Annotated in this window: 22 protein-coding genes and 1 pseudogene; 12 read left to right on the forward strand and 11 right to left on the reverse strand. The window is 53.0% G+C overall.

Going from position 1 to position 23,189, the window contains the following annotated elements; genetic code table 11:
• Positions 1-50 precede the first annotated feature (50 nt).
• The 3 genes from dnaT (at position 51) to RAC60_RS15155 (ending at position 2,676) form a co-directional block, all read left to right on the forward strand.
• Complete coding sequence (gene dnaT, locus RAC60_RS15145) at positions 51-587, forward strand: primosomal protein DnaT (RefSeq protein WP_006121358.1); 537 nt, start codon at positions 51-53, stop codon at positions 585-587.
• Positions 587-1,327, forward strand: a complete 741-nt coding sequence (gene dnaC, locus RAC60_RS15150; protein ID WP_375093974.1) for a DNA replication protein DnaC — start codon at positions 587-589, stop codon at positions 1,325-1,327. The genes dnaT and dnaC overlap by 1 nt, the downstream gene beginning before the upstream one ends.
• A gap of 215 nt (positions 1,328-1,542) precedes the next feature.
• Positions 1,543-2,676, forward strand: coding sequence for an ROK family transcriptional regulator (locus RAC60_RS15155; protein ID WP_324020667.1), 1,134 nt, complete (start codon positions 1,543-1,545; stop codon positions 2,674-2,676).
• Between the two features lie 25 nt (positions 2,677-2,701).
• On the opposite strand, the gene RAC60_RS15160 is transcribed toward RAC60_RS15155, so the two are convergent.
• Positions 2,702-3,658 carry a LacI family DNA-binding transcriptional regulator gene (locus RAC60_RS15160; protein WP_039339256.1) on the reverse strand — a complete coding sequence of 319 codons (957 nt, stop codon included), beginning with the start codon at positions 3,656-3,658 and terminating at the stop codon, positions 2,702-2,704.
• A gap of 289 nt (positions 3,659-3,947) precedes the next feature.
• Between RAC60_RS15160 and RAC60_RS15165 the strand changes: the two genes are divergently transcribed.
• The 8 genes from RAC60_RS15165 to RAC60_RS15200 all read left to right on the forward strand — a co-directional run bounded on the left by RAC60_RS15165 (position 3,948) and on the right by RAC60_RS15200 (position 11,959).
• Positions 3,948-4,262: a PTS sugar transporter subunit IIB gene (locus tag RAC60_RS15165; RefSeq protein ID WP_033737272.1), complete on the forward strand. Its 315-nt coding sequence runs from the start codon at positions 3,948-3,950 to the stop codon at positions 4,260-4,262.
• 12 nt (positions 4,263-4,274) lie between these two features.
• Positions 4,275-5,612 carry a PTS sugar transporter subunit IIC gene (locus RAC60_RS15170; RefSeq protein ID WP_033737270.1) on the forward strand — a complete coding sequence of 446 codons (1,338 nt, stop codon included), beginning with the start codon at positions 4,275-4,277 and terminating at the stop codon, positions 5,610-5,612.
• A gap of 12 nt (positions 5,613-5,624) precedes the next feature.
• Positions 5,625-7,007 carry a glycoside hydrolase family 1 protein gene (locus tag RAC60_RS15175; RefSeq protein ID WP_058708574.1) on the forward strand — a complete coding sequence of 461 codons (1,383 nt, stop codon included), beginning with the start codon at positions 5,625-5,627 and terminating at the stop codon, positions 7,005-7,007.
• Between the two features lie 11 nt (positions 7,008-7,018).
• The gene (locus RAC60_RS15180) at positions 7,019-7,321 is read left to right on the forward strand and encodes a PTS lactose/cellobiose transporter subunit IIA (protein WP_072021690.1); all 303 of its coding nucleotides are present in this window, start codon (positions 7,019-7,021) and stop codon (positions 7,319-7,321) included.
• Between the two features lie 190 nt (positions 7,322-7,511).
• Positions 7,512-8,891 (forward strand): carbohydrate porin, encoded by a 1,380-nt coding sequence (locus RAC60_RS15185; protein ID WP_033737263.1) that lies wholly within the window; start codon positions 7,512-7,514, stop codon positions 8,889-8,891.
• Between the two features lie 190 nt (positions 8,892-9,081).
• Complete coding sequence (locus RAC60_RS15190) at positions 9,082-9,498, forward strand: VOC family protein (protein ID WP_054634764.1); 417 nt, start codon at positions 9,082-9,084, stop codon at positions 9,496-9,498.
• A 337-nt stretch (positions 9,499-9,835) separates the two neighbouring features.
• Complete coding sequence (locus tag RAC60_RS15195) at positions 9,836-11,137, forward strand: MFS transporter (protein ID WP_033737399.1); 1,302 nt, start codon at positions 9,836-9,838, stop codon at positions 11,135-11,137.
• 15 nt (positions 11,138-11,152) lie between these two features.
• Complete coding sequence (locus RAC60_RS15200; protein ID WP_058708575.1) at positions 11,153-11,959, forward strand: substrate-binding domain-containing protein; 807 nt, start codon at positions 11,153-11,155, stop codon at positions 11,957-11,959.
• On the opposite strand, the gene RAC60_RS15205 is transcribed toward RAC60_RS15200, so the two are convergent.
• The 3 genes from RAC60_RS15205 to RAC60_RS15215 all read right to left on the reverse strand — a co-directional run bounded on the left by RAC60_RS15205 (position 11,934) and on the right by RAC60_RS15215 (position 14,817).
• Positions 11,934-12,833, reverse strand: a complete 900-nt coding sequence (locus tag RAC60_RS15205) for a LysR family transcriptional regulator (protein WP_033737398.1) — start codon at positions 12,831-12,833, stop codon at positions 11,934-11,936. The genes RAC60_RS15200 and RAC60_RS15205 overlap by 26 nt on opposite strands.
• Before the next feature lie 145 nt (positions 12,834-12,978).
• A complete protein-coding gene (locus RAC60_RS15210; protein ID WP_058701542.1) occupies positions 12,979-14,301 on the reverse strand; it encodes a PAS domain-containing methyl-accepting chemotaxis protein in 1,323 nt (440 codons plus the stop codon).
• A 300-nt stretch (positions 14,302-14,601) separates the two neighbouring features.
• Positions 14,602-14,817 carry a YdgH/BhsA/McbA-like domain containing protein gene (locus RAC60_RS15215; protein ID WP_033737256.1) on the reverse strand — a complete coding sequence of 72 codons (216 nt, stop codon included), beginning with the start codon at positions 14,815-14,817 and terminating at the stop codon, positions 14,602-14,604.
• Between the two features lie 713 nt (positions 14,818-15,530).
• Between RAC60_RS15215 and RAC60_RS15220 the strand changes: the two genes are divergently transcribed.
• Entirely contained in the window at positions 15,531-16,349 is an 819-nt protein-coding gene (locus RAC60_RS15220; protein WP_058701543.1) for an AraC family transcriptional regulator, read from the forward strand.
• Here RAC60_RS15220 and RAC60_RS15225 read toward each other — a convergent pair.
• From RAC60_RS15225 to RAC60_RS15255, 7 genes and pseudogenes are all read right to left on the reverse strand, one after another.
• On the reverse strand, positions 16,320-16,958 hold the full coding sequence (locus RAC60_RS15225; RefSeq protein WP_033737253.1) for a LysE family transporter: 639 nt from the start codon (positions 16,956-16,958) through the stop codon (positions 16,320-16,322). The genes RAC60_RS15220 and RAC60_RS15225 overlap by 30 nt on opposite strands.
• A gap of 278 nt (positions 16,959-17,236) precedes the next feature.
• Positions 17,237-17,425: a YjfB family protein gene (locus RAC60_RS15230; RefSeq protein WP_006121221.1), complete on the reverse strand. Its 189-nt coding sequence runs from the start codon at positions 17,423-17,425 to the stop codon at positions 17,237-17,239.
• Positions 17,426-17,562: 137 nt separating this feature from the next.
• Positions 17,563-18,030, reverse strand: coding sequence for an OsmC family protein (locus tag RAC60_RS15235; protein ID WP_205950909.1), 468 nt, complete (start codon positions 18,028-18,030; stop codon positions 17,563-17,565).
• Positions 18,031-18,111: 81 nt separating this feature from the next.
• Complete coding sequence (locus tag RAC60_RS15240; RefSeq protein ID WP_375093975.1) at positions 18,112-18,549, reverse strand: GNAT family N-acetyltransferase; 438 nt, start codon at positions 18,547-18,549, stop codon at positions 18,112-18,114.
• Positions 18,550-19,224: 675 nt separating this feature from the next.
• Positions 19,225-20,400, reverse strand: a complete 1,176-nt coding sequence (gene xylR, locus RAC60_RS15245; RefSeq protein WP_375093976.1) for a D-xylose utilization transcriptional activator XylR — start codon at positions 20,398-20,400, stop codon at positions 19,225-19,227.
• Between the two features lie 93 nt (positions 20,401-20,493).
• Positions 20,494-21,675 carry a xylose ABC transporter permease XylH gene (xylH, locus tag RAC60_RS15250; protein WP_375093977.1) on the reverse strand — a complete coding sequence of 394 codons (1,182 nt, stop codon included), beginning with the start codon at positions 21,673-21,675 and terminating at the stop codon, positions 20,494-20,496.
• A pseudogene (locus RAC60_RS15255) lies at positions 21,668-23,187 on the reverse strand (xylose ABC transporter ATP-binding protein). Before RAC60_RS15255 ends, xylH begins: the two are co-directional and overlap by 8 nt.
• Between the last annotated feature and the right edge of the window lie 2 nt (positions 23,188-23,189).

Consider the following 23,189-nt stretch of genomic DNA (forward strand, 5'->3'; position numbering starts at 1 on the left):
ACCGCGACAGGTGATCCGGTGTTGGGTGTAAGTTAACCGCAGGTCTTTTCATGTCAGTCAAAATCTTAACGTCAACGCTAATCGGTCTGGAGGCTTTCCGTCAGGACCCGCAGAGCGCCTTACAGCAGGCTGAAGACGGCATGCTGGCGGTGCTGGATAATTACACGCCGGTGATGTATGCCCTCACTCCCGCGCGTCTTGCACAGTTATTAGCCCTTGAAGCCGCCGCTCAGCAACCCAGTGATGTGGCGCTGGATGACAGTCTGTATGACGATGTTTCTGCTACGCTGCATAAACCCGTCGGCAAGTTTGCCATGTATGACGGCTGGCAGCCTGACGCCGACTTTACCCGCCAAGCAGCAATCTGGGGCGTCGCGCTCAGCGAGCCGGTGACGGCGGCAGAGCTGGCCGCCTTTGTGGCTTACTGGCAGGCCGAAGGCCGCCTTTTTCATCATGTACAGTGGCAACAGAAGCTGGCGCGTAGCCTGCAGATGAACCGCGCCGCCAATGGCGGACAGCCGCGTCGCGATATTACGCAGATCAGCAGTACTGACTACGATATTCCCGATGGTTTCCGAGGTGAGTAATGAAAACGCCCAACGATCTGTTTAACCGTCTGAAAAGAATGATGCCAGCAGGAACCCGTCCCAAATTCACTAATGGTGAAGAGTTGCTGGCCTGGAACCAGGAACAGGGGCGGTTGCGTTCAGAAGCGATTGTGCGAGAAAACCGCGCGATGAAAATGCAGCGTATCATGGGGCGTTCTGGGATTCGTGATCTGCATATTAACTGCTCATTCGACAACTACCGCATCGAGAATGAAGGTCAGCGCAAAGCCCTGGAGCAGGCGCGCCAGTATGCTGCTAATTTTGAAGGAAACATCGCCAGTTTTGTCTTTGCAGGTCGGCCGGGCACAGGGAAAAATCATCTGGCTGCCGCCATCGGTAACGATCTGATTTTGCGTGGCAAGAGCGTGCTTATCGTGACTGTCGCGGATCTGATGTCCAGCATGAAAGGAACGTTCAGCGGCAGCAGTGATATCACCGAAGAGCGACTGATTCAGGATCTGAGCAGCGTAGATTTGCTGGTCATTGATGAGATTGGTATGCAGAGTGAATCGCGCTACGAAAAAGTGATTATTAACCAGATTGTTGACCGCCGCTCGTCATCTAAACGTCCGACGGGGATGCTCACCAATCTCGATCCCACCGGCATGAACGCCCTGTTAGGTGAACGCGTGATGGATCGTATGCGTTTAGGTAACAGCCTGTGGGTGCGCTTCGACTGGGAAAGCTATCGCAGCCGCGTCCGGGGTGACGAATACTGATGTTGCTGCCCGCTGAAGCGGGCGGTAGGGTTACTCCCCAGTTGCATGATCGTGTGGCCTGGCCCCCATTTCTGATGTAATCCCCTTATTCAGAGGACATTGCTATTTGGCAGCCCTCTCTGCCCAATGCTAAGTTTTCATTAGACATCAAACTAATAAGACTTCGTTGGCGGTGGGCGCTCCCTCGCCGCTGTGCACCTCTGGGGTAAGCCGTCATGAAAGCAACTGGCAAAGGGCCTGCATTGATGCGGCTGAATAATCAAAAGCGCGTAATGGCTCAACTGCGTCAGCTGCGCATCACATCGCGCCAGGATCTGGCGCAGGTACTGGCACTCAGCAAAAACACCGTTTCGCAAATTATTGATGATTTGCTGGAAAACGGTTGGGTTCAGGAACTAGGTAAAGCCAGCGTTTCTTCGGCTGGCCGTCCTAAAATTCACATTACCCTGCGCCCGGAAAAGCTGGTCAGTGCCGGTATCATGGTGGAAAAAAACCTGATTCACTGGCAGATCTGCGATTATTTTTCACAACCGCTTGCCGAACAGACAATACGGACGGACACCAGTAAACCTGGCCCGATCCTGGCTGAAATCGGCGCCCTGTGCGAAAAACTGATGGAAGCCTGGCCAGGGCTGCTGGGAATTGGGCTGGGGTTTCCCGGTGTCGTCGATTCACGGCGAGGCTGGATGCATTTATCGACCCACCTGGGCTGGCAGAATGTTGACCTGGCCAGTGATCTGCGCAAACAGATCGCCTTGCCGATTCGGATTATGAATAACGTCAGGGCCGCTGCGCTGCTGTCTGTGCAACAGCTCAATCTGCCCGCCGAAAGCGGGCATTTTTATTTGCGCATTGCAGAAGGCATTGGCGGCGCGCTGGTGCAGCATGGCGTGGTTTTTACTGGCAACAGCTGGACCGCTGGTGAAGCAGGACATCTTACCGTCCAGCCAAATGGCCCTCGCTGTAGCTGTAATCGACAGGGTTGTCTGGAGGCGATGATCAGCAAACCTGCCATTAACCAACAGCTTGCCCAGCGTCAGCCGGGATTAACCTGGCACAGTCGTGACAGCGCACCGAATGTCGTGAATGAAGTGATGCAGCTGGCAGGCAACTATCTGGGCATCGCGCTCAGCCAAATCATGTTATTACTGAATCCCGCCACAATCATCATTGACTGCCCCTGGAGTGTCAGCCCGACCTTTTGCCAGGCCGTGCTCAATCAGACGCAGGCCAACAAACTGGCGTTTATTGCGGCCCATACGCAGGTACATTTTCTGCAATCGCATCTGGCCCCGGCGACCGGGCTGGCGCTGGCCATTATCGAACAGATGGAGCAGCGCCTCGAGTAACAGGCCACTGAGCGTGGCCGGTGGCTTAGCGCTGGCGAAAATCGGGAATAACCAGATCGCCACGCATTACTGAGGAATGTAACACGCTCTGCGTCTGTTGATTCAGTGCCTTCACAATACGCGCGGCCATGGCATCCATTGAATATGAGATAGCCGGAATCGTCGGGATACCGGGCAGATCCAGCGTGCCGGCCAGACTAAAGACCATAATGTCTTTTGGCACCTGCTTATTGAACGCCTGCAACTGAGGAATCACTTTTTGTGCCTGCTGCTCATCGGCCACCAGCAATGCATTGAAATTGAGCGTGGAGGCATTGTTCAGAAGTTCCTGCAACGCCACTGAAGAAGATGACGTGTCCATAAAGACCAGATTGCGGTTAAAAGGCAGGAAATTTTTTTCCAGGGCATGTTTATAGCCCAGCAGAACCTGATCGGCAAAGCCCATGCCCTCGGGATGAATCAGAGCAATTTGACGACGATTTTGACTGATAAGATAGTTACAGGCCGTTTCCGCTGCAAAAGCATGATCACGCTGGATACTGTTCACTTCTTCGCCGGATTCCAGACAATCCACCAGCATCACGTTTGGCTGACGCAGGTTTAACGGAAAGCGCGCGCCGATAATTAAGACATCATCACATAACCCACAGGTCAACTCACTGAGGCAGGTCATCACGTCCGCTTTCGTGTTGGCGAAACGAAGTAACAGGTGTTTTTGATGCTGACTGAAATGTTTCTCCAGCGCATAAAGGTAACCCGTCGTCTGATTGATATTTTCCTGCGCACAAATAACACCGATACAGCCCGTAGACTGACTCAGTAGTGACTGGGCGATGACGTTTGGACGATAATTCAGTTCATCCACCGCTTTTAACACCGCAGCCCGACTGGCCTCTTTCACCCCACGTGACCCACTCAACACGCGCGATACGGTGGCTTTTGACACGCCAGCCAGTCGCGATACATCGTTGATAGTAGACATCATTTTCCCCTAACAGAACCAAACGGCTCCCTGAAAACTGACCGAAACGGCGGCTTAATTTTTCGCCACAGGCAGTATAGCGTTTTCATTTTTTCATGGAAACCGATTTTCCGTTTCTACTCAATAATGATTTTTACCGCTTAATTTAGTGATCTGAATCGTAATTAAACACCCGTTATCAGCCAGAGCATGATGCCTGTCACACTTCCTTTTGCGACAAATGGAAACCGGTTTCCATATCGTATCAAATCATCTCCGTAACAAGTTTTACACGTAAAGGAGCGTTCTCATGATCAGGATTATGTTGTGCTGTTCGGCAGGTATGTCCACCAGCATGCTGGTGCGCAAAATGGTAGAGGTGGCGGATCAACGCGGCCTCGCTGTGCAGATTGATGCCTGGGGCATTGCCGAGTTTGATACGCAGTTTCCAACGTATCAGGTTGTGCTGCTCGGCCCGCAAGTGAAGTACATGTTAAACACGCTTTCAGAAAAAGCTGCCACCCACGGTATTCCTGTCCGGGCTATTGATATGACGGACTACGGTATGCAACGCGGTGACAACGTGCTGGATTACGCTCTGTCGCTTATTGAAGCGACACACTAAAAGGTGTCATTTATGGGTTCGTTATATCAGTCAATGGTGACGGTGATTGAACAGGCTATTACGCCCCTCGCCGGAAAATTGGGTCAGCAAAAGTACGTTATCGCTATTCGTGATGGTTTTACGGCGGCCCTGCCGTTTATGATTATTGGCTCGTTCATGCTGGTGTTTATTTTCCCGCCCTTTTCAGCGGATACCACCAACAGCTTTGCCCGGGCCTGGCTCGACTTTTCGGTCACTTATCGCCAGCAACTGATGCTGCCGTTTAATCTCAGCATGGGCGTCATGACCTTCTTTATCTCAGTCGGCATCGGTGCCAGTCTGGGCCGACAGTTCAACCTTGATCCCATCATGTCAGGTTTACTGGCTTTTATGGCCTTTTTACTGGTGGCAGCGCCCTATGCTGATGAAAAGATCTCTACGCAGTACCTGTCCGGTCAGGGAATTTTTACGGCCCTGATTACCGCGATTTATGCCACCCGTGTTTATGCCTGGCTCAAACAGCATAACGTCACGATTCGCCTGCCCAAAGAAGTCCCCACTGGCGTCGCCCGTTCTTTTGAGATTTTAATTCCGGTATTGGTGATCATTGGCACCCTGCATCCGCTTAATCTGTTTATTGAAGCCAAAACGGGCATGATTATTCCTCAGGCGATTATGCATCTGCTGGAACCGCTGGTATCCGCCTCGGATTCCCTGCCAGCCATCTTGCTGTCGGTGCTGCTGTGCCAGATTTTTTGGTTCGCCGGTATTCATGGCGCACTCATCGTCACTGGCATCATGAATCCCTTCTGGATGGCTAATCTCTCCGCCAATCAGGCCGCTCTGGCAGCCGGTGCGGCGCTGCCCCATGTCTATCTGCAGGGCTTTTGGGATCACTATCTGCTTATCGGCGGCGTCGGTTCCACTTTGCCGCTGGCCTTTTTACTGCTGCGCAGCCGGGTGCTGCATCTGCGTACCATCGGCAAAATGGGCGTGGTTCCCAGCTTCTTTAATATCAATGAGCCGATCTTATTTGGTGCGCCCATCATCATGAATCCCCTGCTGTTTATTCCCTTCGTCTGCGTCCCGATGATTAATGCCGTTCTGGCCTATACCGCCACAAAACTGGGCTGGGTTGCGCAGGTCGTTTCGCTGACGCCCTGGACGACGCCCGCGCCGATTGGTGCTTCCTGGGCGGCCAACTGGGCGCTTAGTCCACTGGTCATGTGCCTGATCTGCATGGTGATGTCGGCACTGATGTACTTACCTTTTCTGCGCGCTTACGAACGCAGCCTGATCAAAGCAGAAGAGAAAAAAATTCAGGATACCGTGCCCGCAGGCAATACCGTGCACGGTCATCCCCAGGCTTAAGGAGTCAGTCACATGCACTACCGTTTTCCTGACAATTTCTGGTGGGGCAGCGCCAGTTCGGCGTTGCAAACCGAAGGCTGTAGCCTTCAGGGCGGTAAAAGCGCCACCACCTGGGATCACTGGTTCGCACACCAGCCGCATCGTTTCCATCACGGTATTGGCCCGGCCGATACCTCCGGCTTTTATCAACACTGGCGGCAGGATATCGCGCTGCTAAAAGCGTTAAAGCACAACAGCTTTCGCACCTCGCTGAGCTGGGCGCGGCTCATGCCGAACGGAGCGGATGAGATCAATCCCGAGGCCGTCGATTTCTATCACCGGGTCATTGATGAATTACTGGCGCAGGGGATTACGCCGTTTATCACGCTGTTTCATTTCGATATGCCGCTGGCCCTGCAGGAGAAAGGGGGCTGGGAAAACCGCGAAGTGGTGCAGGCGTTTGGCCGCTACGCGCAGCGCTGTTTCGCGCTGTTCGGTCACAAAGTGAAGCACTGGTTTACTTTTAATGAGCCCATTGTGCCGGTTGAAGGCGGCTATCTGTATGATTTTCATTATCCCAACGTGGTGGATTTTAAACGCGCCGCTACCGTGGCCTTTCATACCGTACTGGCTCATTCCCTGGCGGTACGTGCCTGGCGTAACGGCGGCTATGATGGCGAAATAGGCGTGGTACTGAATCTCACACCGTCCTATCCGCGCTCAACGAATCCGGCAGATGTCAACGCAGCACAGCATGCCGATCTGCTGTTTAACCGCAGCTTTCTCGATCCGGTTCTCAAGGGCGAATATCCGTCTGCGCTGCTGGGCTTATTAAAACAGCATGACCAGTTGCCACACTGCCTGCCTGGCGACAGCGCCTTGCTTGCCGACGGCATCATCGACCTGCTGGGTGTCAATTATTATCAACCGCGCCGGGTGAAGTGCCGGGACAGCGCCGTCAACCCTGACGCACCGTTTATGCCGGAGGCATTATTCGATCATTACGACATGCCTGGCCGACAAATGAACCCATACCGCGGATGGGAAATCTATGCGCCGGGTATTTACGATATTCTGATCAACCTGCGCGATAATTACGGCAACCCTCGCTGCTTTATTTCTGAAAATGGAATGGGCGTCGAAAATGAACAGCGTTTTATTCAAGACGGTAAAGTTCAGGATGATTACCGTATCGAATTTGTTTCCGAACATCTTAAATGGCTGCATAAAGGCATTCGCGAGGGCTGTCATTGTCTGGGTTACCATATGTGGACCTTTATCGATAACTGGTCCTGGCTGAATGGCTATAAAAATCGCTATGGCTTAGTGCAGCTCGATCTGGAAACACAACAACGTACGATAAAAAAGAGCGGAAACTGGTTTGCTAACGTTGCCGAAAATAACGGTTTTGACTGAGAGCGATAATAATGATTGAACTTGAAGACGCTGTAATGACGATTATCGTCAATTCAGGACACGCCCGCAGTTTGTGCTTTGAAGCCCTGCAGGCGGCGCGGCAAGGCCAGTTTGACGAGGCCCATGCGCGCCTCAAAGAGGCCGACGACTATTCCCGCAAGGCCCATCAGATGCAAACCCGGTTAATTGAACAGGATGCTGGCGAGGCCCGACAGCCGATGACGTTAATTATGGTCCATGCTCAGGATCATTTAATGACGTCGCTATTAGCCCGTGAATTATCAGAAGAAATAATTCATCTCTATCAACGGTAATTTGATCGCTTAATACAGGAGAATGCCTGACAAAAAACATCCCTCTGGAAAGAAAACATACTCTACAAATCAACTTGTTTTGGTGACAGTCAATAAGCCGAAACGGGCGGGTTATTATCTGAAAACAACAGCACGCGTCTTTCGGGTTAATTCGTGTTAACCCGAAGGATGAGGTGTAAACGAGATAACCATGAACATGATAAAAACATTTTCACTTCCTCTGGCGGTGAGCGCCGCGCTGTGCCCGATTGCCGGCCTCGCACAGGAATTCACGCAGGAACAAATCGACGCTATCGTCGCCAAAGCCGTCGATAAAGCTTTAGCAGAGCGTCAGGCTAAGATGGATGCCGCCGTCGCGAAAAAAACGGATGTGATAACAGAACCGCAGAGTCCTGCACAGTCACCGGATATGGCCATTCCTTTTGGCGTGAAGTTTAGCGGCTACGCCCGTTATGGCGCGCATTACCAAAGTGGTGACCAAAAGTATGTCAACGTTGATGGCTCTTACAACGGCGCCTCCGGTATTGGTCGCCTGGGGAACGAAGGTAACGGCGGCGAATTCCAGCTCTCTAAAGCGTTTAAAAGCACGAACGGTGCCATCTGGGACGTGAACGTGATGATCGATCACTGGGGCGATGAAGTGAACCTGAAAAAAGCTTACGCTGGCGTGACCAACGTGCTGGCCTCGAATCCCAATGCCTATCTTTGGGCCGGACGGGACTTTCATCAGCGCCCACAACAGAACATCAATGACTATTTCTGGATGAACCACGATGGTCAGGGCGCGGGCGTAAAAGACTTTGACGTAGGCGGGATAAAATTTGACCTTGCTGCCGTCGCGGCGGTGGAATCCTGTAATCCTGAAGTGCTTAGCGATGAATCCAATCCGTCACGCATTACCTGTACGGGCGGATCGGGCACCGGCGATAAAGGAAACTATGCCGCCACATCTAAAATCCACGGCATGAAACTGGGGCCGCTGGATCTGGAGATGTATGCCAATTACGGTTTCGACTCTAAGGCCGTGGAAAGCGAGGATCGCCTCAACGCCTGGCAGGGTGCGTTTGTCGTAAGCCACACCACCGATCATGGCGTCAATAAAGTGATTGCACGCTACTCAGACAATGCGGATAACAGCGTTTACAGCAAAACCCATGGCCTCAGCACGCTTTACACCAGCTTTGAAGGTAAGCACCTGTTTACTCAGCAGGCGCAGGTGGAGTATCTGCTGGCCTATCACGATTATGACAACAGTCGACTGAAAAGCGACAACCGGAAAAACTACGCTGCCATTGTGCGCCCGATGTATTTCTGGAATGACGTGCACTCCACCTGGCTCGAAGCCGGTTATCAACGGGTCAACTATGATGAAGGCGGTAGCAACAACGGCTGGAAGCTGACGCTGTCGCAAAATATCGCTATCGCGATGGGCCCGGAGTTCCGTCCCATGCTGCGCTTCTATGTGACGGGCGGCAAGGTCGATGATGCGCGCACCGCACGCGTGAATGGCCGGGAAAACGATATTCTTGACGACTTCAATCTGGGTGCGATGTGGGAAGCCTGGTTTTAAGACGAAACACGGGTCGTCTACGGCCAGTGTGAGGCGGTGTACGGATTTACCTGCAACGATAAGCAACCCTCACCCCTCGGGCATTTCTGCCGTATGCCCGATTGGGTGGTAAGCTGTACGAAGGGCGCGCTACACCGCCTTGCCGTGTTAACGCGACATTCACCTCAGCGACCTGATAAGGAAAAGCACCATGTCGGCAATCGGTAATACATTTCATCACATCGGTATTGTGGTTCAGGATATTGAAGCCAGTGAAGCCTGGTATAGCCAGATGCTGGGATTTACGCGTCTGTATGATTATGGCTGGCCGGGCGTACAGGTTGTTTTTATTGCGCGGGGCAATGTGAAACTGGAGCTGTTTCAACATGCGCAGGCCACCCCGATGGATCCACAGCGGCAACGCGCAGAAACCAATCTGAAAATCGGCGGTATCAACCATTTCGCGCTTCAGGTCGACGATCTCGATGAGGCGGTTGCGGAACTGCAGGCAAAAGGTGTCGAGATCGTTTCCCCGCCCCGTGCCGTACCCAACGGCGATGGTGATCGTTTCGCTTTCATTCATGATAACGAGAAGATGCTCGTCGAGCTTTTTCAGCCCGGCCGCTAACCCGCCTCCTGTCTGGAATGATTTCACTCGCGACGGGGCGAACGCGCGCGTCGCCTGATAGAACCTGACAAAGGCTTTACGCTACCCCTTTTCCTTTAAATACCCATATGAACCCTGTCACAAAACGCGCATTCGGTTTTTCGGGCTGGTTAAACGTCCACCCGCCCGGCAAACTTGTTAAAGCCTTGTTGCACATAGCCCAATGTAATTGTTAACGGCCATTAATGCGCATAGCGCATCAGTCGATGAGTTTATTGCGCTTATTTACTTTATTTTCCTGATCCAGTCTTCAGCAACAGGCGCAGAAAAAAGCGTCAATGATAAACTGGAGATACCGATGCATTCCTCGACTTCACCTATGACCACTCGCGCCAGAATCGGCGCCATCTTGCGCGTTACCTCGGGCAACTTTCTGGAACAGTTTGACTTCTTTCTGTTTGGTTTTTATGCCACCTACATCGCGCATACTTTCTTTCCGGCGAGCAGTGAGTTCGCCTCACTGATGATGACCTTTGCCGTCTTCGGCGCAGGTTTCCTGATGCGCCCGATCGGCGCCGTGGTGCTGGGCGCTTATATTGATAAAGTCGGCAGACGCAAAGGATTGATCGTAACCCTGTCCATTATGGCTACGGGCACCTTTCTGATCGTATTAATCCCGTCTTATCAGAGCATTGGCCTTTGGGCTCCGATGCTGGTGCTTATCGGTCGCCTGTTGCAGGGCTTCTCTGCCGGTGCCGAACTGGGCGGCGTGTCGGTTTACCTGGCCGAAATCGCTACGCCAGGCCGTAAAGGCTTCTATACCAGTTGGCAGTCGGGTAGCCAGCAGGTCGCCATTATGGTTGCCGCTGCCATGGGTTTTGCCCTGAATGCCGCCCTGGAAGAGAGCGCGATTCGTGAATGGGGCTGGCGTATTCCGTTCCTGTTTGGCTGCCTGATTGTGCCTTTCATTTTCTTTCTGCGTCGTAAGCTGGAAGAAACGCAGGAATTTAATGCTCGCCGTAAGCATCTGGCGATGCGCGAGGTCTTTAAAACCCTGTTAGCTAACTGGCAGGTGGTGGTTGCGGGCATGTTGATGGTGGCGATGACCACAACAGCGTTCTATCTGATTACCGTTTATGCCCCCACCTTCGGCAAGAAGGTGCTGATGCTCAGTGCGTCTGACAGCCTGCTGGTTACGCTGCTGGTGGCCATTTCCAATTTCCTCTGGCTGCCGGTCGGGGGTGCCCTGTCGGACCGCTTTGGACGTAAGCCGGTTCTGATTGCCATGACGTTGCTGGCCCTGGCAACGGCTTATCCGGCCCTGACGCTGCTGGCCGAAGCACCGAGTTTTACGATGATGCTGACCGTACTGCTGTGGCTGTCATTTATCTACGGCCTGTATAACGGTGCGATGATTCCTGCCCTGACCGAGATTATGCCAACCGAAGTTCGGGTGGCGGGCTTTTCACTCGCTTACAGCCTCGCAACGGCTGTCTTTGGCGGATTTACCCCGGTGATTTCAACCGCATTGATAGAGTACACCGGTGATAAAGCGTCACCCGGTTACTGGATGAGCTTTGCTGCCGTCTGTGCCCTACTGGCGACGCTGTATCTTTACCGCCGCAGCGCTGTCAATTTACAACCCGCCGTTAAACATTAAGTCAGGGACTCCATTATGAAACGACTATACCGATCACTCCTTGCCACCCTCGTGCTTTCAACCGTCAGCACGACGGTACTGGCAAAGGACGTGACCGTGATGATCTCTGGTGGCTTTAAAGCCGCCCTGGAGAAACTCACGCCTCAGTTTGAAGCCCAAAGCGGTGACAAAATTATCCTGGTATCCGGCCCTTCAATGGGTAAAACCCCGCAGGCAATCCCTAACCGCCTGGCACGTGGTGAAAAGGCCGATGCGGTAATTATGGTAGGCAATGCGCTGACTCAGCTGGAAAAAGACAAGTGGATAAAACCCGGCTCACGCGTGGAGCTGGCTGACTCGCCGATTGGTATTGTCGTGAAGCAAGGCGACGCTAAGCCCGCAATTAAGACGGATGACGAATTACGTCAAACCTTACTGAGCGCGAAGTCTATTGCGTATTCCGATAGCGCCAGCGGTCAGTATGTCAGCAGCGAGTTGTTTAAGAAGTTAGGCATTGAAGACAAAGTCAAAGACAAAGCACATCAGGTCGAACGTATTCCTGTCGCCTCGGAAGTGGCAAAAGGCCACTATGCACTGGGACTGCAGCAGGTCAGCGAACTGCTGCCCGTCAAGGGCGTGACTTTTGTTGGCGAGTTGCCTGACGATGTCCAGTACATTACCCGCTTCGCGGGCGCTGTCCCGGCGAAAGCCGTGCATCCGGAAGCAGGTAAAGCGCTACTTGATTTCCTGGCCTCAGCCCAGGCGCAGGCGGTCGTTCACGCAACCGGTTTGCACTCGGTGAAAACGCAGCAGCCTGTTACGCAGCGTGATACTGTTCAGTAATGAGCTTTTCCAGTTCTGCTGCAATATACGACTGAATGCGTCCGCTGCGTCTGAGCAGCCCTACAGTACGTTTCACCACCGGATCGGTGAGGGGTAACTGCACCAGCACCGAATGACCGGATGACGGCATCGACATGGCGGGCACGGCAGCAATGCCGATTCCCGCTTCAACCATACCGAGCATCGTGGTCACATGTCGGGTTTCACAGATACTGGGACGCGCCGGAACAACATGACCCAGGGCAGAATCCAGCAGGTTGCGATTACCCGACGTCTTATCCAGCCCCACATAATCCTGCTGATAAAATTCCTGCCATGTCAGCCCTTTACGGCTGGCAAGCGGATGGTCGTGTCGGCAGGCGACAACATAAACATCCTCAACCAGGGGTAAAAATTCGGTGCCAGGCGGTGGATTGCCGGAGAAGCAAATGCCAAAATCTGCCTGACCACTGGTTACCGCCTCGATCACGTTGCCTGCGCTGCTATCAATGATTTTGACGCGTACGCGAGGATAGCGGGCCTGAAAGCGGCGAATGACATCCGGCATAAAATAGTAGGCCGCAGAGGGCACCGTCGCCACCGTCACCAGTCCGGTCCGATCCTGGCTGACTTTACTGATATCGGCCATAACCTCTTCAAAATTAGCGAGCAGCTGCTCCGAACGTGCGGCAAATGTCTGACCATAAAGCGTAAGCGTAACCCGGCGCGTGGTTCTGTCGAACAGCTTAATCCCCAGTGCCGTTTCCAGCTTTTCAATCCTGCGGCTCAGGGCCGACTGGGACAGGCAAATGGACTCCGCTGCAATGCGGAAATTGCCATATTCGACCAGGGCGCGAAACGCGTACAGATCGTTAAGATCGAAATTAACCGGCATGGCGACAGACGTTCCCGTGATGTTGAAAAGGCTGGAACCATAGTGCCTTATCGCTTAACAGCAAACAAAGTGAAATATGCGCGAAACGGCGGGTGTTAAGCGGGGAAACCGGTCACCCGTAAAGGCAGGCGACCGGAAAAAATACTCAGACAGGATGTGGCGTGGATGAACGGGAAACGTTTCTGACCGCTTCCTCGACGCGCTCAGAATTGCTCTGAATACTGGCGATTACCTCACCCGCCTGACGCATAAGATTGACTCCACGCGCCGTGTTTTTCAGGTTATTTTCGATGTCTTCCAGCACCTTTTTCGCCAGCTGATTATTACTGGACACCACGCGTCCTATTTCTTCTGTCGCTTCGTTAATACGTGCCGCCAGCGTGCGTACCTCGGCGGCTACGATGGCAAAACTGCGCCCCGACGTGCCGGCGCGGGCAGCCTCAATGGCTGCATTCAGCGCAATAAAGCGCGTCTGCTCGGCGATATTGCGAATGGAATGCACCATATCGGCAATCCGGTCAGACTGGCCGTTCAGGCCAAAGACATCCGCCGAAACGCTGTTCATCTCATTGGCGATGTCCGCCATCGTTCTGACGCTGTCTTCGATGACATCGGCACCCGTTACCGAGCTTTCACGTGTCTGTTGCGCCATCTTCCATGCGTGCTGAGCGGCTTCGTTTTCCTGCTGGTTTTGCAACACCTGCTCCGTCACATCCGTCGCGAATTTCACGATCTTATATAACCGGCCTTCGGTATCAAAAACCGGGTTATAGGTTGCACGCAGCCAGATGGTTTTACCCTGGCGGTTAAGGCGCGGATACTGGCCGGAAAAAAATTCGCCCTGGTTCAGGCGTTGCCAGAACTGCTGATATTCCTGGCTGTTACGCAGTTCCTCAGAGCAAAACATACGGTGATGCCGCCCGAGGATCTCATCGGCTTTGTAGCCGGTCGCTTTCAGGAAGTTTTCATTCACCTCCAGTACTTCCCCGGCCTTATTAAATGCAATGACGGCCATTGAGCGGCTGATCGCCTGTACCATGGCATCCTGCTGCTGCGCTTCGCTGATACGCTCGGAAATATCAGCCGCCAGCTTGATGACCTTAATCACCCGACCCTGCCGATCTTTTACTGGCACATAGCTGGCTTCCAGCCAGACGGGATGATTATCTTTGCCTAAACGCAGGTATTTACCGCTGAAGCTCTTGCCGCTGGCCAGCCGTAGCCAGAACTGGCGATACTCGGCTGAGTTGACCAGCGAGGGCGAGCAAAACATGCTGTGATGACGACCCACGATTTCTTTTATCTCATAGCCCATCTTGTTGAGAAAAAGATCATTTGCCCGAAGGATCGTGCCTTCTGGCGTAAACTCGATGATCGGAATGGCATCATTCAGTGCTTTGAGCGAATCGGCGGCGTGTTTATGCTGGTGTTTTGAGAAAAGGGAAAATAATTTTTTTAGAATTGTCATTTTTATACTGCCATGTTGAGTGGTCTGGAGAGTTTATCGGCAGAAGAAAGAGCAGGCTTGAGACAATGGAGAATAAACAGGCAACAGATTGTGACCGGGCTAATAACGTTAATTAAAGGATGAATACAACGCCCTTTATTTTTTGGCCGCGTTAAAACGTAATGACTGACATTAAGTGGAAAATTATTTGCACACCGGGTTTACGTCACTGTCGACATAAACCGTCCTTTTCACGCTCTGCAGCGACCAAAAAAAAGCTGCCATCAGGCAGCTCTTTGCGCATCTTTCAACACGACGCGGTTATTTATACAGCTCGGCGGTCATGTGGACACGGTCGTTCGTGTTGGCTTCGATGATTCTGTACTGCGCACCCTGCTGTTCAGCCTGGGCTGCAATTTTCGCTTCGGTACCATCAAGGGTTGAACCCGTTGCGGTGACAGTTTGCGCAAAAGCAGAGGCTGACATCAGTGAAAGCGCAGCAACGGCAGCAAGGGAAAGTGTTTTCATGGTTTTCATAATCCGGTTCCTTATCATGTAAGCGGGAAAGCAGTGTGCTTTCGATGGGAGTAATGATAACCATAGTTATTAATACAAAGTTAACAATAAGTGCCGCAATTGTGACCCTGCTATCTATCACGCTGATAGCTAAAACCTCATGCCGACTTTGCGGAATTGACATATAACGTTTTTGGTAAGGGTGACTGAGGCAGAAGAAGCAGAGGCTCAGCGCGAGCTGCAGCTATATTTCACGTTTTGCTATGCCAGGGATTAAGGATATCTCACCTGTCTGGCAGATCTTATCTGCGCGCTAAGAGCGGTTAACTGCGAAGGTTGTGCGCTTTTAAGCGCACACATCTTGATGACTGCTGCCAGACAACAAACAGGATAATGCTTTATTGCTTGCGCACGTTAGTACGTAGCGCGCCCTTTTCCCCTGTTGGTTTCTTACGTGTTAACCCATGGCTTAGATTCCAGAGAGCGGATGGGTTTGTTTGTCACGGCTTTCGGCTTTCCAGGTAAACAAAGCGCACTAAAATTTGCCAGTAATCCTAAAAAATCATGCCTTTTTGCCCTCCTCCGCTCTTTTCTTTAACTACCTGTTTTTTCCTGTGGCAAAAGCGACTGGAATATTACGCGTTAATGTGCGTCTTTTCATCGGGGTGATATAGTCTGCTGAGAGGCTTTATCAGCGCCATCTGCGCGCTGATATTTTGTGGAGGAGAGCTTTAATGGCGCTGTACGCTCTGGACTGGTTTAGTCGCAATGGTATGGAGTGCTCGCGCGTTAAAGCGCATAACGCAACCTTTCCAAAACACACGCACGATGAATATGTGCTTAGCGCCAACCTGTCGGGCATTGAGGAAATCACACTTAATGGCCAGACACTGCAGGTCAATGCGGGCCAGATCACTCTGTATAATCCGGCCAGCATCCAGTCTTCACGTTTCGATCAGCACGGCGCTGAATTCCTCAGCATCCATATTCCGCAGACGCTATTAAAAACATTCAATCTCAGCCAAAATCTCAGCAGTCACCGTGAGGCACCCGTTTTAGCTGAAGGCGTTTTCACGCATCAGGCGTTATTTAACGCTATATGTCGCTATGCCCAACTGACACAACACCATGACAGCGAAGAGGAAGAGCAGGCACTTTTGCTGTTGTGCGCAGAATTGTTCTCTGAGAAAGTCACGCGAGATGCCGTGGTCGATAAAGACCTGGACCGCATCATTGCTTTTATGCGCCAGCATGTGAACATGAAGCTTACGCTGAATGCATTGGTGCAGGTAGCGGGAATAAGCAAATACGCGCTGGTGAGGCGTTTTACTGCTTATACCGGGCTTCCACCTTTGCAGTATCACATGCAGCTTCGCCTGTGTGCAGCGCGGGCGCTTCTGCGACAGAATCAGCATCCTCTGGACGCCGCGCATCGCCTGGGATTTTACGATCAAAGCCATTTTATCAATGCGTTTCGCAAAGTAATGGGCACCACGCCCAAACACTATGCTTCACAGGTAGGTTCAGGAAAGCAAAAATTCTTTATAACCTGAAACGATGACGTAAAAAGCAAAACAGGCAAAGATAAGGGCAGAAAGCATGTAGGAATATCTCAACAACTTTTGTCCTAATAGCCTGCCGCCCACGCTGCCAACCAGACAGAGCACACCCGTCCATATCACCCCGGCCAGAAAAAAACCGCTCAGAAATAGCGTGGTTCCGGTAAGGTTTTGCTCCCCGAAACGGGAAATGAGCGCGCCACCCACCGTCGCAAACCACAGAATGGCGGTGGGTGAGGACAGGGCCAGTACAATTCCGCGACGGAACTCACGGAACAGCGACAGCCTGACAGTCACCTGTGATGTGTCGATATCGTTAACTGTACTGAAGGCAGCCATCAGCATTTTAACGGTGAACCCTGTCAGCAGAAGCCCTCCACCCGCCCAGATTATCCATCGCACTATCTCGAATTGCAGTAACACCGCCATGCCCGCCAGCGCCAGCACGGCATAAAAAAGATCGCCTATACAGGTGCCGATGCCCAGCGAAAATCCCTGAAAATACCCCCGCTGCATTGCCAGCGTAATCATTGCGATGTTGGCAATGCCGATATCCAGACACAGTGACAGACTTAAGAAAAACCCCGTCGAAAAGGACATCATCGCACTGCACTCCTGCACGAAAGAACCTCGCGCTGCGCCACCTGATATGTGCCTGTAAATTCTGTAAAAAGAGCCCATTCCGGAGAGCGAAGCGTAAACTGAAGCGGCGTCATTGAGTTCCCTGCCTGAACGTGAGTGACACCTTATTTCATTCTTTTACTCAGCTCAGGTATTGGAAAAAATTGCAGCGAAGGGATGAAGGGAGAGTCAGCCGACGGGGAAAGGGAATAAAGCGGGCGGTACGACATGATCCGCCCGGGGAACCTGGAGCAGAATAATCAGGCGGTGGTGTTAATGTTCCGCCCTACAGCCGGGTTCGCGGGAAGGGCAGTAACGCCTTCCACCAGTGTAGTGATGGTATCTGCCTGTTGGTTCAGGGTTTTCTTTAACAGCGTCGCATTGGCTTCACCACGTGCCTGCCATTGATCTAACCCTGCAGACAGCGTTGTGAGTTGCTGAATATCCATGCAGTTGCTCCTTATGTTGACTGAGCCCCAAACGGGGGTCACATAATACTGGCGACGGATTTCGCCAGTGGCGCATAAAGTATCGGCACATATACGCAAAACTTAAGCATGATTAACAGTACCGTGAAGCACACTGCTTATCGTGAAACAAACCGCGGCACAAAACTCACCGGAAAATTCAGCGAATTCGCGATAAAACACGCATCGTGAGCATCGTGGTGCAGCGCTTCTGCGCGCGCAGCGTCCGCCGGATCGCGCAATGTGACCAACGGCTTCAGCGTGATTTGCGTGAAATGCCCCCGCTCACCCTCGACCATTGTGCCCTCCGCCGCATCCTCATAAGCCTCGACGATGATACCGGCATCAGCGCACAGATGCAGATACCATAATTTATGGCAGGCGGACGCCGAGGCCAGCAACAGTTCTTCGGGATTCCAGCGCGTGGCATCGCCCCGAAAGGCCGGATCGGCACTCAGTGCGATGGTCGCTTTCCCCTCAGCGGCAAGCTCACCATTGCGGTCGTACGCGGTGTAGGAATCTGTACCGCTGCCACGGTTACCGGTCCAGCGAATGTGAATATGGTAATGATGTTCCCGATTAGCCATCTTGCATCCTTTAAAGGCTGAAGGTGATTCTGGAGACAGTATCCATCGTGATTTCAGGCCTGTAGCCCAGCGGATTGATGCTCAGAGCCTGATGTTATAACGGACAATATCATCCACCTGTGCCAGCTTATCGTACAATCTGCGGGCAGGATTGTTTTCATTTGTCACCCAATATACTTTCGCCCAGCCCAGTTCACGGGCTTCATCGCAGACTGCCACGATTAGGGCTTTTCCCGCACCTACGCCGCGCTTGTTTTCCTTAACAAAGAGATCTTCCAGATAGCATACGGGCCGAGTGACCCAGGTCCCCTCGTGTATCACACATATCGCGAAACCGATCACGCTGCCGTTTTGTTCGGCGAGTCGACACATGAGCGCGGAGTCAGGTGAATGGATTCTCTGCCAGGTAGATAGCGTGACGCTCTCATCCAGGTGATGACCATAAAACAGCAGGTAATCTTTCCAGAGCCCCAGCCAGGCTGCGTAATCATCCGGCAGGGCATTACGAACGTTAAGCATTGACGTTCCTTTTAGTCGATGGGCCAGATAACTCGCCGCTGTAATGCCATGACGACGCTACACATCGCGGATACGAAAACAGCGACTGACGGCTTGTTGGAGCCTGCTCAATCAGTAAAGCAGCAGTCTCCCTCAGAAGCTATCTTAATGCGATGGAGTCTGTAAAATCGTGGCTGATGACCATAATAACGATGACAGCGCAGGCGCAGTCAACCAGGGTATTACGAATGGCTCTGGGATTTTGCGATCCCTACTTAAGCGAGGCGGCGGCCCAGCCCTTTCTCAAAGAAAACCATAATATAAAGAAGTATATTTTCGACAGTCTGTCAGAAAAGCACTGAACTACACAGTCCCTCAAAAAAAGGGTGACCATGGATCATGGTGATTGTTAAACAGAGTGACAGCAAGCTCTGCCACACTGTTTAACAGAACATAACCTCAGAAAATTTTGAATAATTCATTATATAAATCAAAAAATTAACTCTTTTATAGCTACTTTAATATGCCTTACGGTGTTACTCAGTTGAATATATTCATTCTGACATTCTCGTCTTGTCTTTCAGAGAAAATATAAGTGGAAAGCCAGCCCAGGCCATTCGGACCGGCTTCCTTATAGATGATGGCGACAGGTCATCGGTTCATTCATGTACTCACAGAAATGCCAACATCGCCTTCTTACGCCACTTCTCCATTTTCCTGCCTGTACTCTTTCGGTGTCGTCGCATAGCTCTTCTTGAACACCGAATAGAAATACTGCAATGAGGGATAACCACACATCTGCGAGATTTCATTGATACTGAGTGACGAGCCCGCCAGCAGTTCCTTTGCCTTTTCCAGCTTTTCGCGATGGATCATGGCGTGAATCGTATCGCCGGTTTCGTCACGGAAACGTTTCTCCAGGTTAGAACGCGACAGGCCAATGGCATCCAGTACCTGCTCCACCTTAATGCCCTTACAGGCGTTAAAACGGATAAAATGCATCGCCTGAATCACTGCCGGATCGTGCAGCGAGCGGAAATCGGTTGAGCGGCGGGCAATCACTTTCACTGGCGGTACCAGAATGCGCTGGAGCGGCAGAACCTGCTTATCCAGCAGGCGGTGTAACAGCTTAGCGGCCTGATAACCCATCTGTCGTGAACCCTGAACTACCGAGGAAAGCGCGACGCGAGAGAGATAACGGGTCAGTTCTTCGTTGTCGATGCCAATTACGCACAGCTTCTCAGGCACCGGAATCTTCAGGTGCTCGCAGGCCTGCAGCAGATGACGCGCACGTGCATCAGTGACAGCAATAATGCCGGTATGCGGGGGAAGGGTTTGCAGCCAGTCGGCCAGGCGGTTTTGCGCGTGCTGCCAGTTCTCAGAGGCGGTTTCCATGCCCTGATAAACCACGCCCATATAGCGCTCACGCATGACGCGTTGGCGAAACGCCAGTTCGCGCTCCTGTGCCCAGCATTTACCACTGGAAGCCGGCAAACCGTAAAATGCAAAACGGTTGATACCGCGCGCTTTCAGGTGCAGGAAGGCACTTTCCACCAGCGCGCTGTTGTCGGTGGCAATGTAGTGTACCGGCGGGTAATCCTCTTCACGATGATAGGAGCCACCCACACCGACGACCGGCACCGCCACGTCTGCCAGCGAACGCTGAATGGCGCTGTCGTCATAATCCGCAATCACGCCGTCGCCCAGCCACTCATGGATATTGTCAATGCGGCAGCGGAAATCCTCCTCAATGAAAATATCCCAGTTTGTCTGTGAAGCTTGTAAATACTCGCCAACGCCTTCAACCACCTGACGATCGTAAACCTTGTTGGCGTTAAACAGCAGGGTAATGCGGTATCGTTTCTCATGCATAGTGGCAGCGTCCCGTTAACTCCCAGCGAATTGCATAGCACAGCTGGATGCATCACAGAAATGGTTTGCGCCACAGTGTGATCGTTCACACGATTACATACGGCGGCGCGTTGCGGTGTCCATCCAGACCGCCAGCAGCAAAATCGCCCCTTTTACGATGTACTGCCAGAAGGTCGGCACATCCATCATGCTCATGCCGTTATCCAGCGAGGCCATGATAAACGCGCCCATCACCGCCCCGGCGACGGATCCGACGCCGCCAGCCAGGCTGGTGCCGCCGATAACACAGGCTGCAATCGCATCCAGTTCGGCGATGTTCCCGGCAGAAGGCGATCCCGCGCCCAGACGTGAGCTGAGGATCAGCCCCGCGATCGCCACCATCAGGCCATTGATGGCAAACACCGCCAGCTTGGTGCGCGCCACATTGATACCGGAAAGCCGGGCGGCATCAATATTGCCGCCGATGGCGTAAATGCGGCGGCCAAAAGCCGTGCGGGTGGCCATAAACATTCCCGCCAGCAGCAGCAATGCCAGCAGCAGTACCGGAGTAGGTACGCCACGGTAATCATTCAGCAGCCAGATCGCCCCCAGCACCAGCACGGCGGTGATCGCCTGGCGTGCCACGGTGCTTGTCGCCGCCGGTTGAGCCAGCCCCAACTGCTGACGACGCAGCCGTAAGCGCCACTGCCACAGAATAAACAGTGCCAGGCCGATAAAGCCAAAACCAAAACCGAAGCCGCCTGGCAAATAGCTTTGCCCAATCTGGGACATCGCCGGACTGGTCGGGGCAACGGTAGTTCCGTCGGTGATACCGACCAGGATGCCGCGAAACGCCAGCATACCGGCCAGCGTTACGATAAACGAAGGCACCTTGCGGTAGGCCACCCACCAGCCATTCCAGGTGCCCAGCAGCAGGCCAAGCACCAGCGTGACCACAATGGTCAGTGGCAGCGGCCAGCCCAGCCAGACGTCAAAGATCGCCGCCGCGCCGCCCAGCAGCCCCATCATAGAGCCAACTGAGAGGTCGATCTCAGCGGAGATAATAACAAACACCATGCCCACCGCCAGGATGCCGGTTATCGCTGTCTGGCGCAGCAGGTTAGAGACGTTGCGCGGGCTGAGCCAGGCACCGTCAGTAGTCCAGGTAAAAAACAGGGCAATCAACACAATCGCCCCCAGCATGACCAGCACCTGCAAATTACGCAGGCCGAGCTTGCTGGAGACGGGCTTGTTGGCCGGCGTCGATACGGCGGGCTTGGTTTCGCTGTTAAGCATAATGTTCACTCCGCAGAGCGGCTTCCATCACCTGCTCCTGAGTCAGATTGTCGTTAATCAGATCGGCTTTGATTTGCCCTTCATGCATCACCAGAATGCGGTCGCTGAGGCCCAGCACTTCGGGCAACTCAGACGAGATCACAATGACGGAGATGCCCTGCTGTACCAGCGCATTGATAAGCACATAAATTTCCTGCCGCGCACCCACATCAATACCGCGCGTGGGCTCATCCAGAATCAGAATTTTTGGATTGAGCAGCAGGCATTTCGCCAGAATCGCTTTTTGCTGGTTGCCGCCGCTGAGGCGGCCAATCGGCAGTTCAGGTGACGAGGTTTTGACCCGCAGGCGGGCGATAGCGGCATTAATGGCGTGCAGCTCGCTGGCTTCGTCAATTGTGGACAGGCGCTGGCTGAACTGATCCAGCGCCGCCAGAGTGATGTTTTTGCCCACGCCCATCAGCGGCACAATGCCGACTTTTTGCGATCCTCCGGTACCATGGCAATGCCGTGCGCGATCGCCTCCTGACAGTCGCGGATAGTCACTTTGTTGCCGTTAATCCGGATCTCACCCTGCCAGCGACCAGGCCAGACGCCAAACAGACACTGAACGGTTTCCGTTCGGCCAGCACCGACTAATCCGGCGATACCAAGGATCTCTCCCTTACGCAGGGTAAAGGACAGGTTATTCACGCGCTTGATGTGGCGGTTGACCGGGTGCCAGGCCGTCAGGTTGCTGACCTGCAGCACCGTGTCGCCAATCTCGTGAGGTGAATGTGGATAGAGCGCCGTGAGTTCACGTCCGACCATCATGGTGATGATATCGTCCTCACTCAGGCCCGCCGCCGGACGAGTGGCAATATGCTGACCATCGCGAATCACGCAGATGGTGTCCGAAATCGCCCGCACCTCGTTCAGTTTGTGCGAGATATAAATACAGGCGATACCGTGCTCGCGCAGGTTGTGGATGATACTGAGCAGTACCGTGGTTTCCTGCTCGGTCAGCGAGGACGTCGGCTCATCGAGGATAAGCAGCCGCACCTGTTTGTTGAGCGCCCGCGCAATCTCCACCAGCTGCTGCTGCCCCAGGCCCAGCTCACCCACGCGCGTGTCGGGCGAGACGTTAAGTTTGACCCGTTCCAGCAACTGCTGGCAGCGCAGCGTCATGGTTTCATCGTCCACCATGCCAAAGCGCCCCAGCTCTGCGCCCAGGAAGATGTTCTCCATCACGGTCAGTTGCCGTACCAGCGCCAGCTCCTGATGGATAATGACAATCCCTTTGCGTTCGGTATCGCGAATAGTCTGTGCCTGGATCGGGTCCCCGGAAAACTGAATCTGCCCCTCAAACTCCCCGTGCGGATACAGTCCGCACAGGATTTTCATCAGGGTCGATTTGCCAGAGCCGTTTTCACCACACAACGACAGCACTTCACCGGCATCCAGTTGCAGGCTGACGTTGTCCAGCGCCTTCACCGCGCCGAAACGCTTGGTGATATTTTTCATTTCCAGCAACATCG

The organism is Pantoea sp. BR_17, assembly GCF_041955125.1.
In the GTDB taxonomy this organism is placed as follows: Bacteria; Pseudomonadota; Gammaproteobacteria; order Enterobacterales; family Enterobacteriaceae; genus Pantoea; species Pantoea stewartii.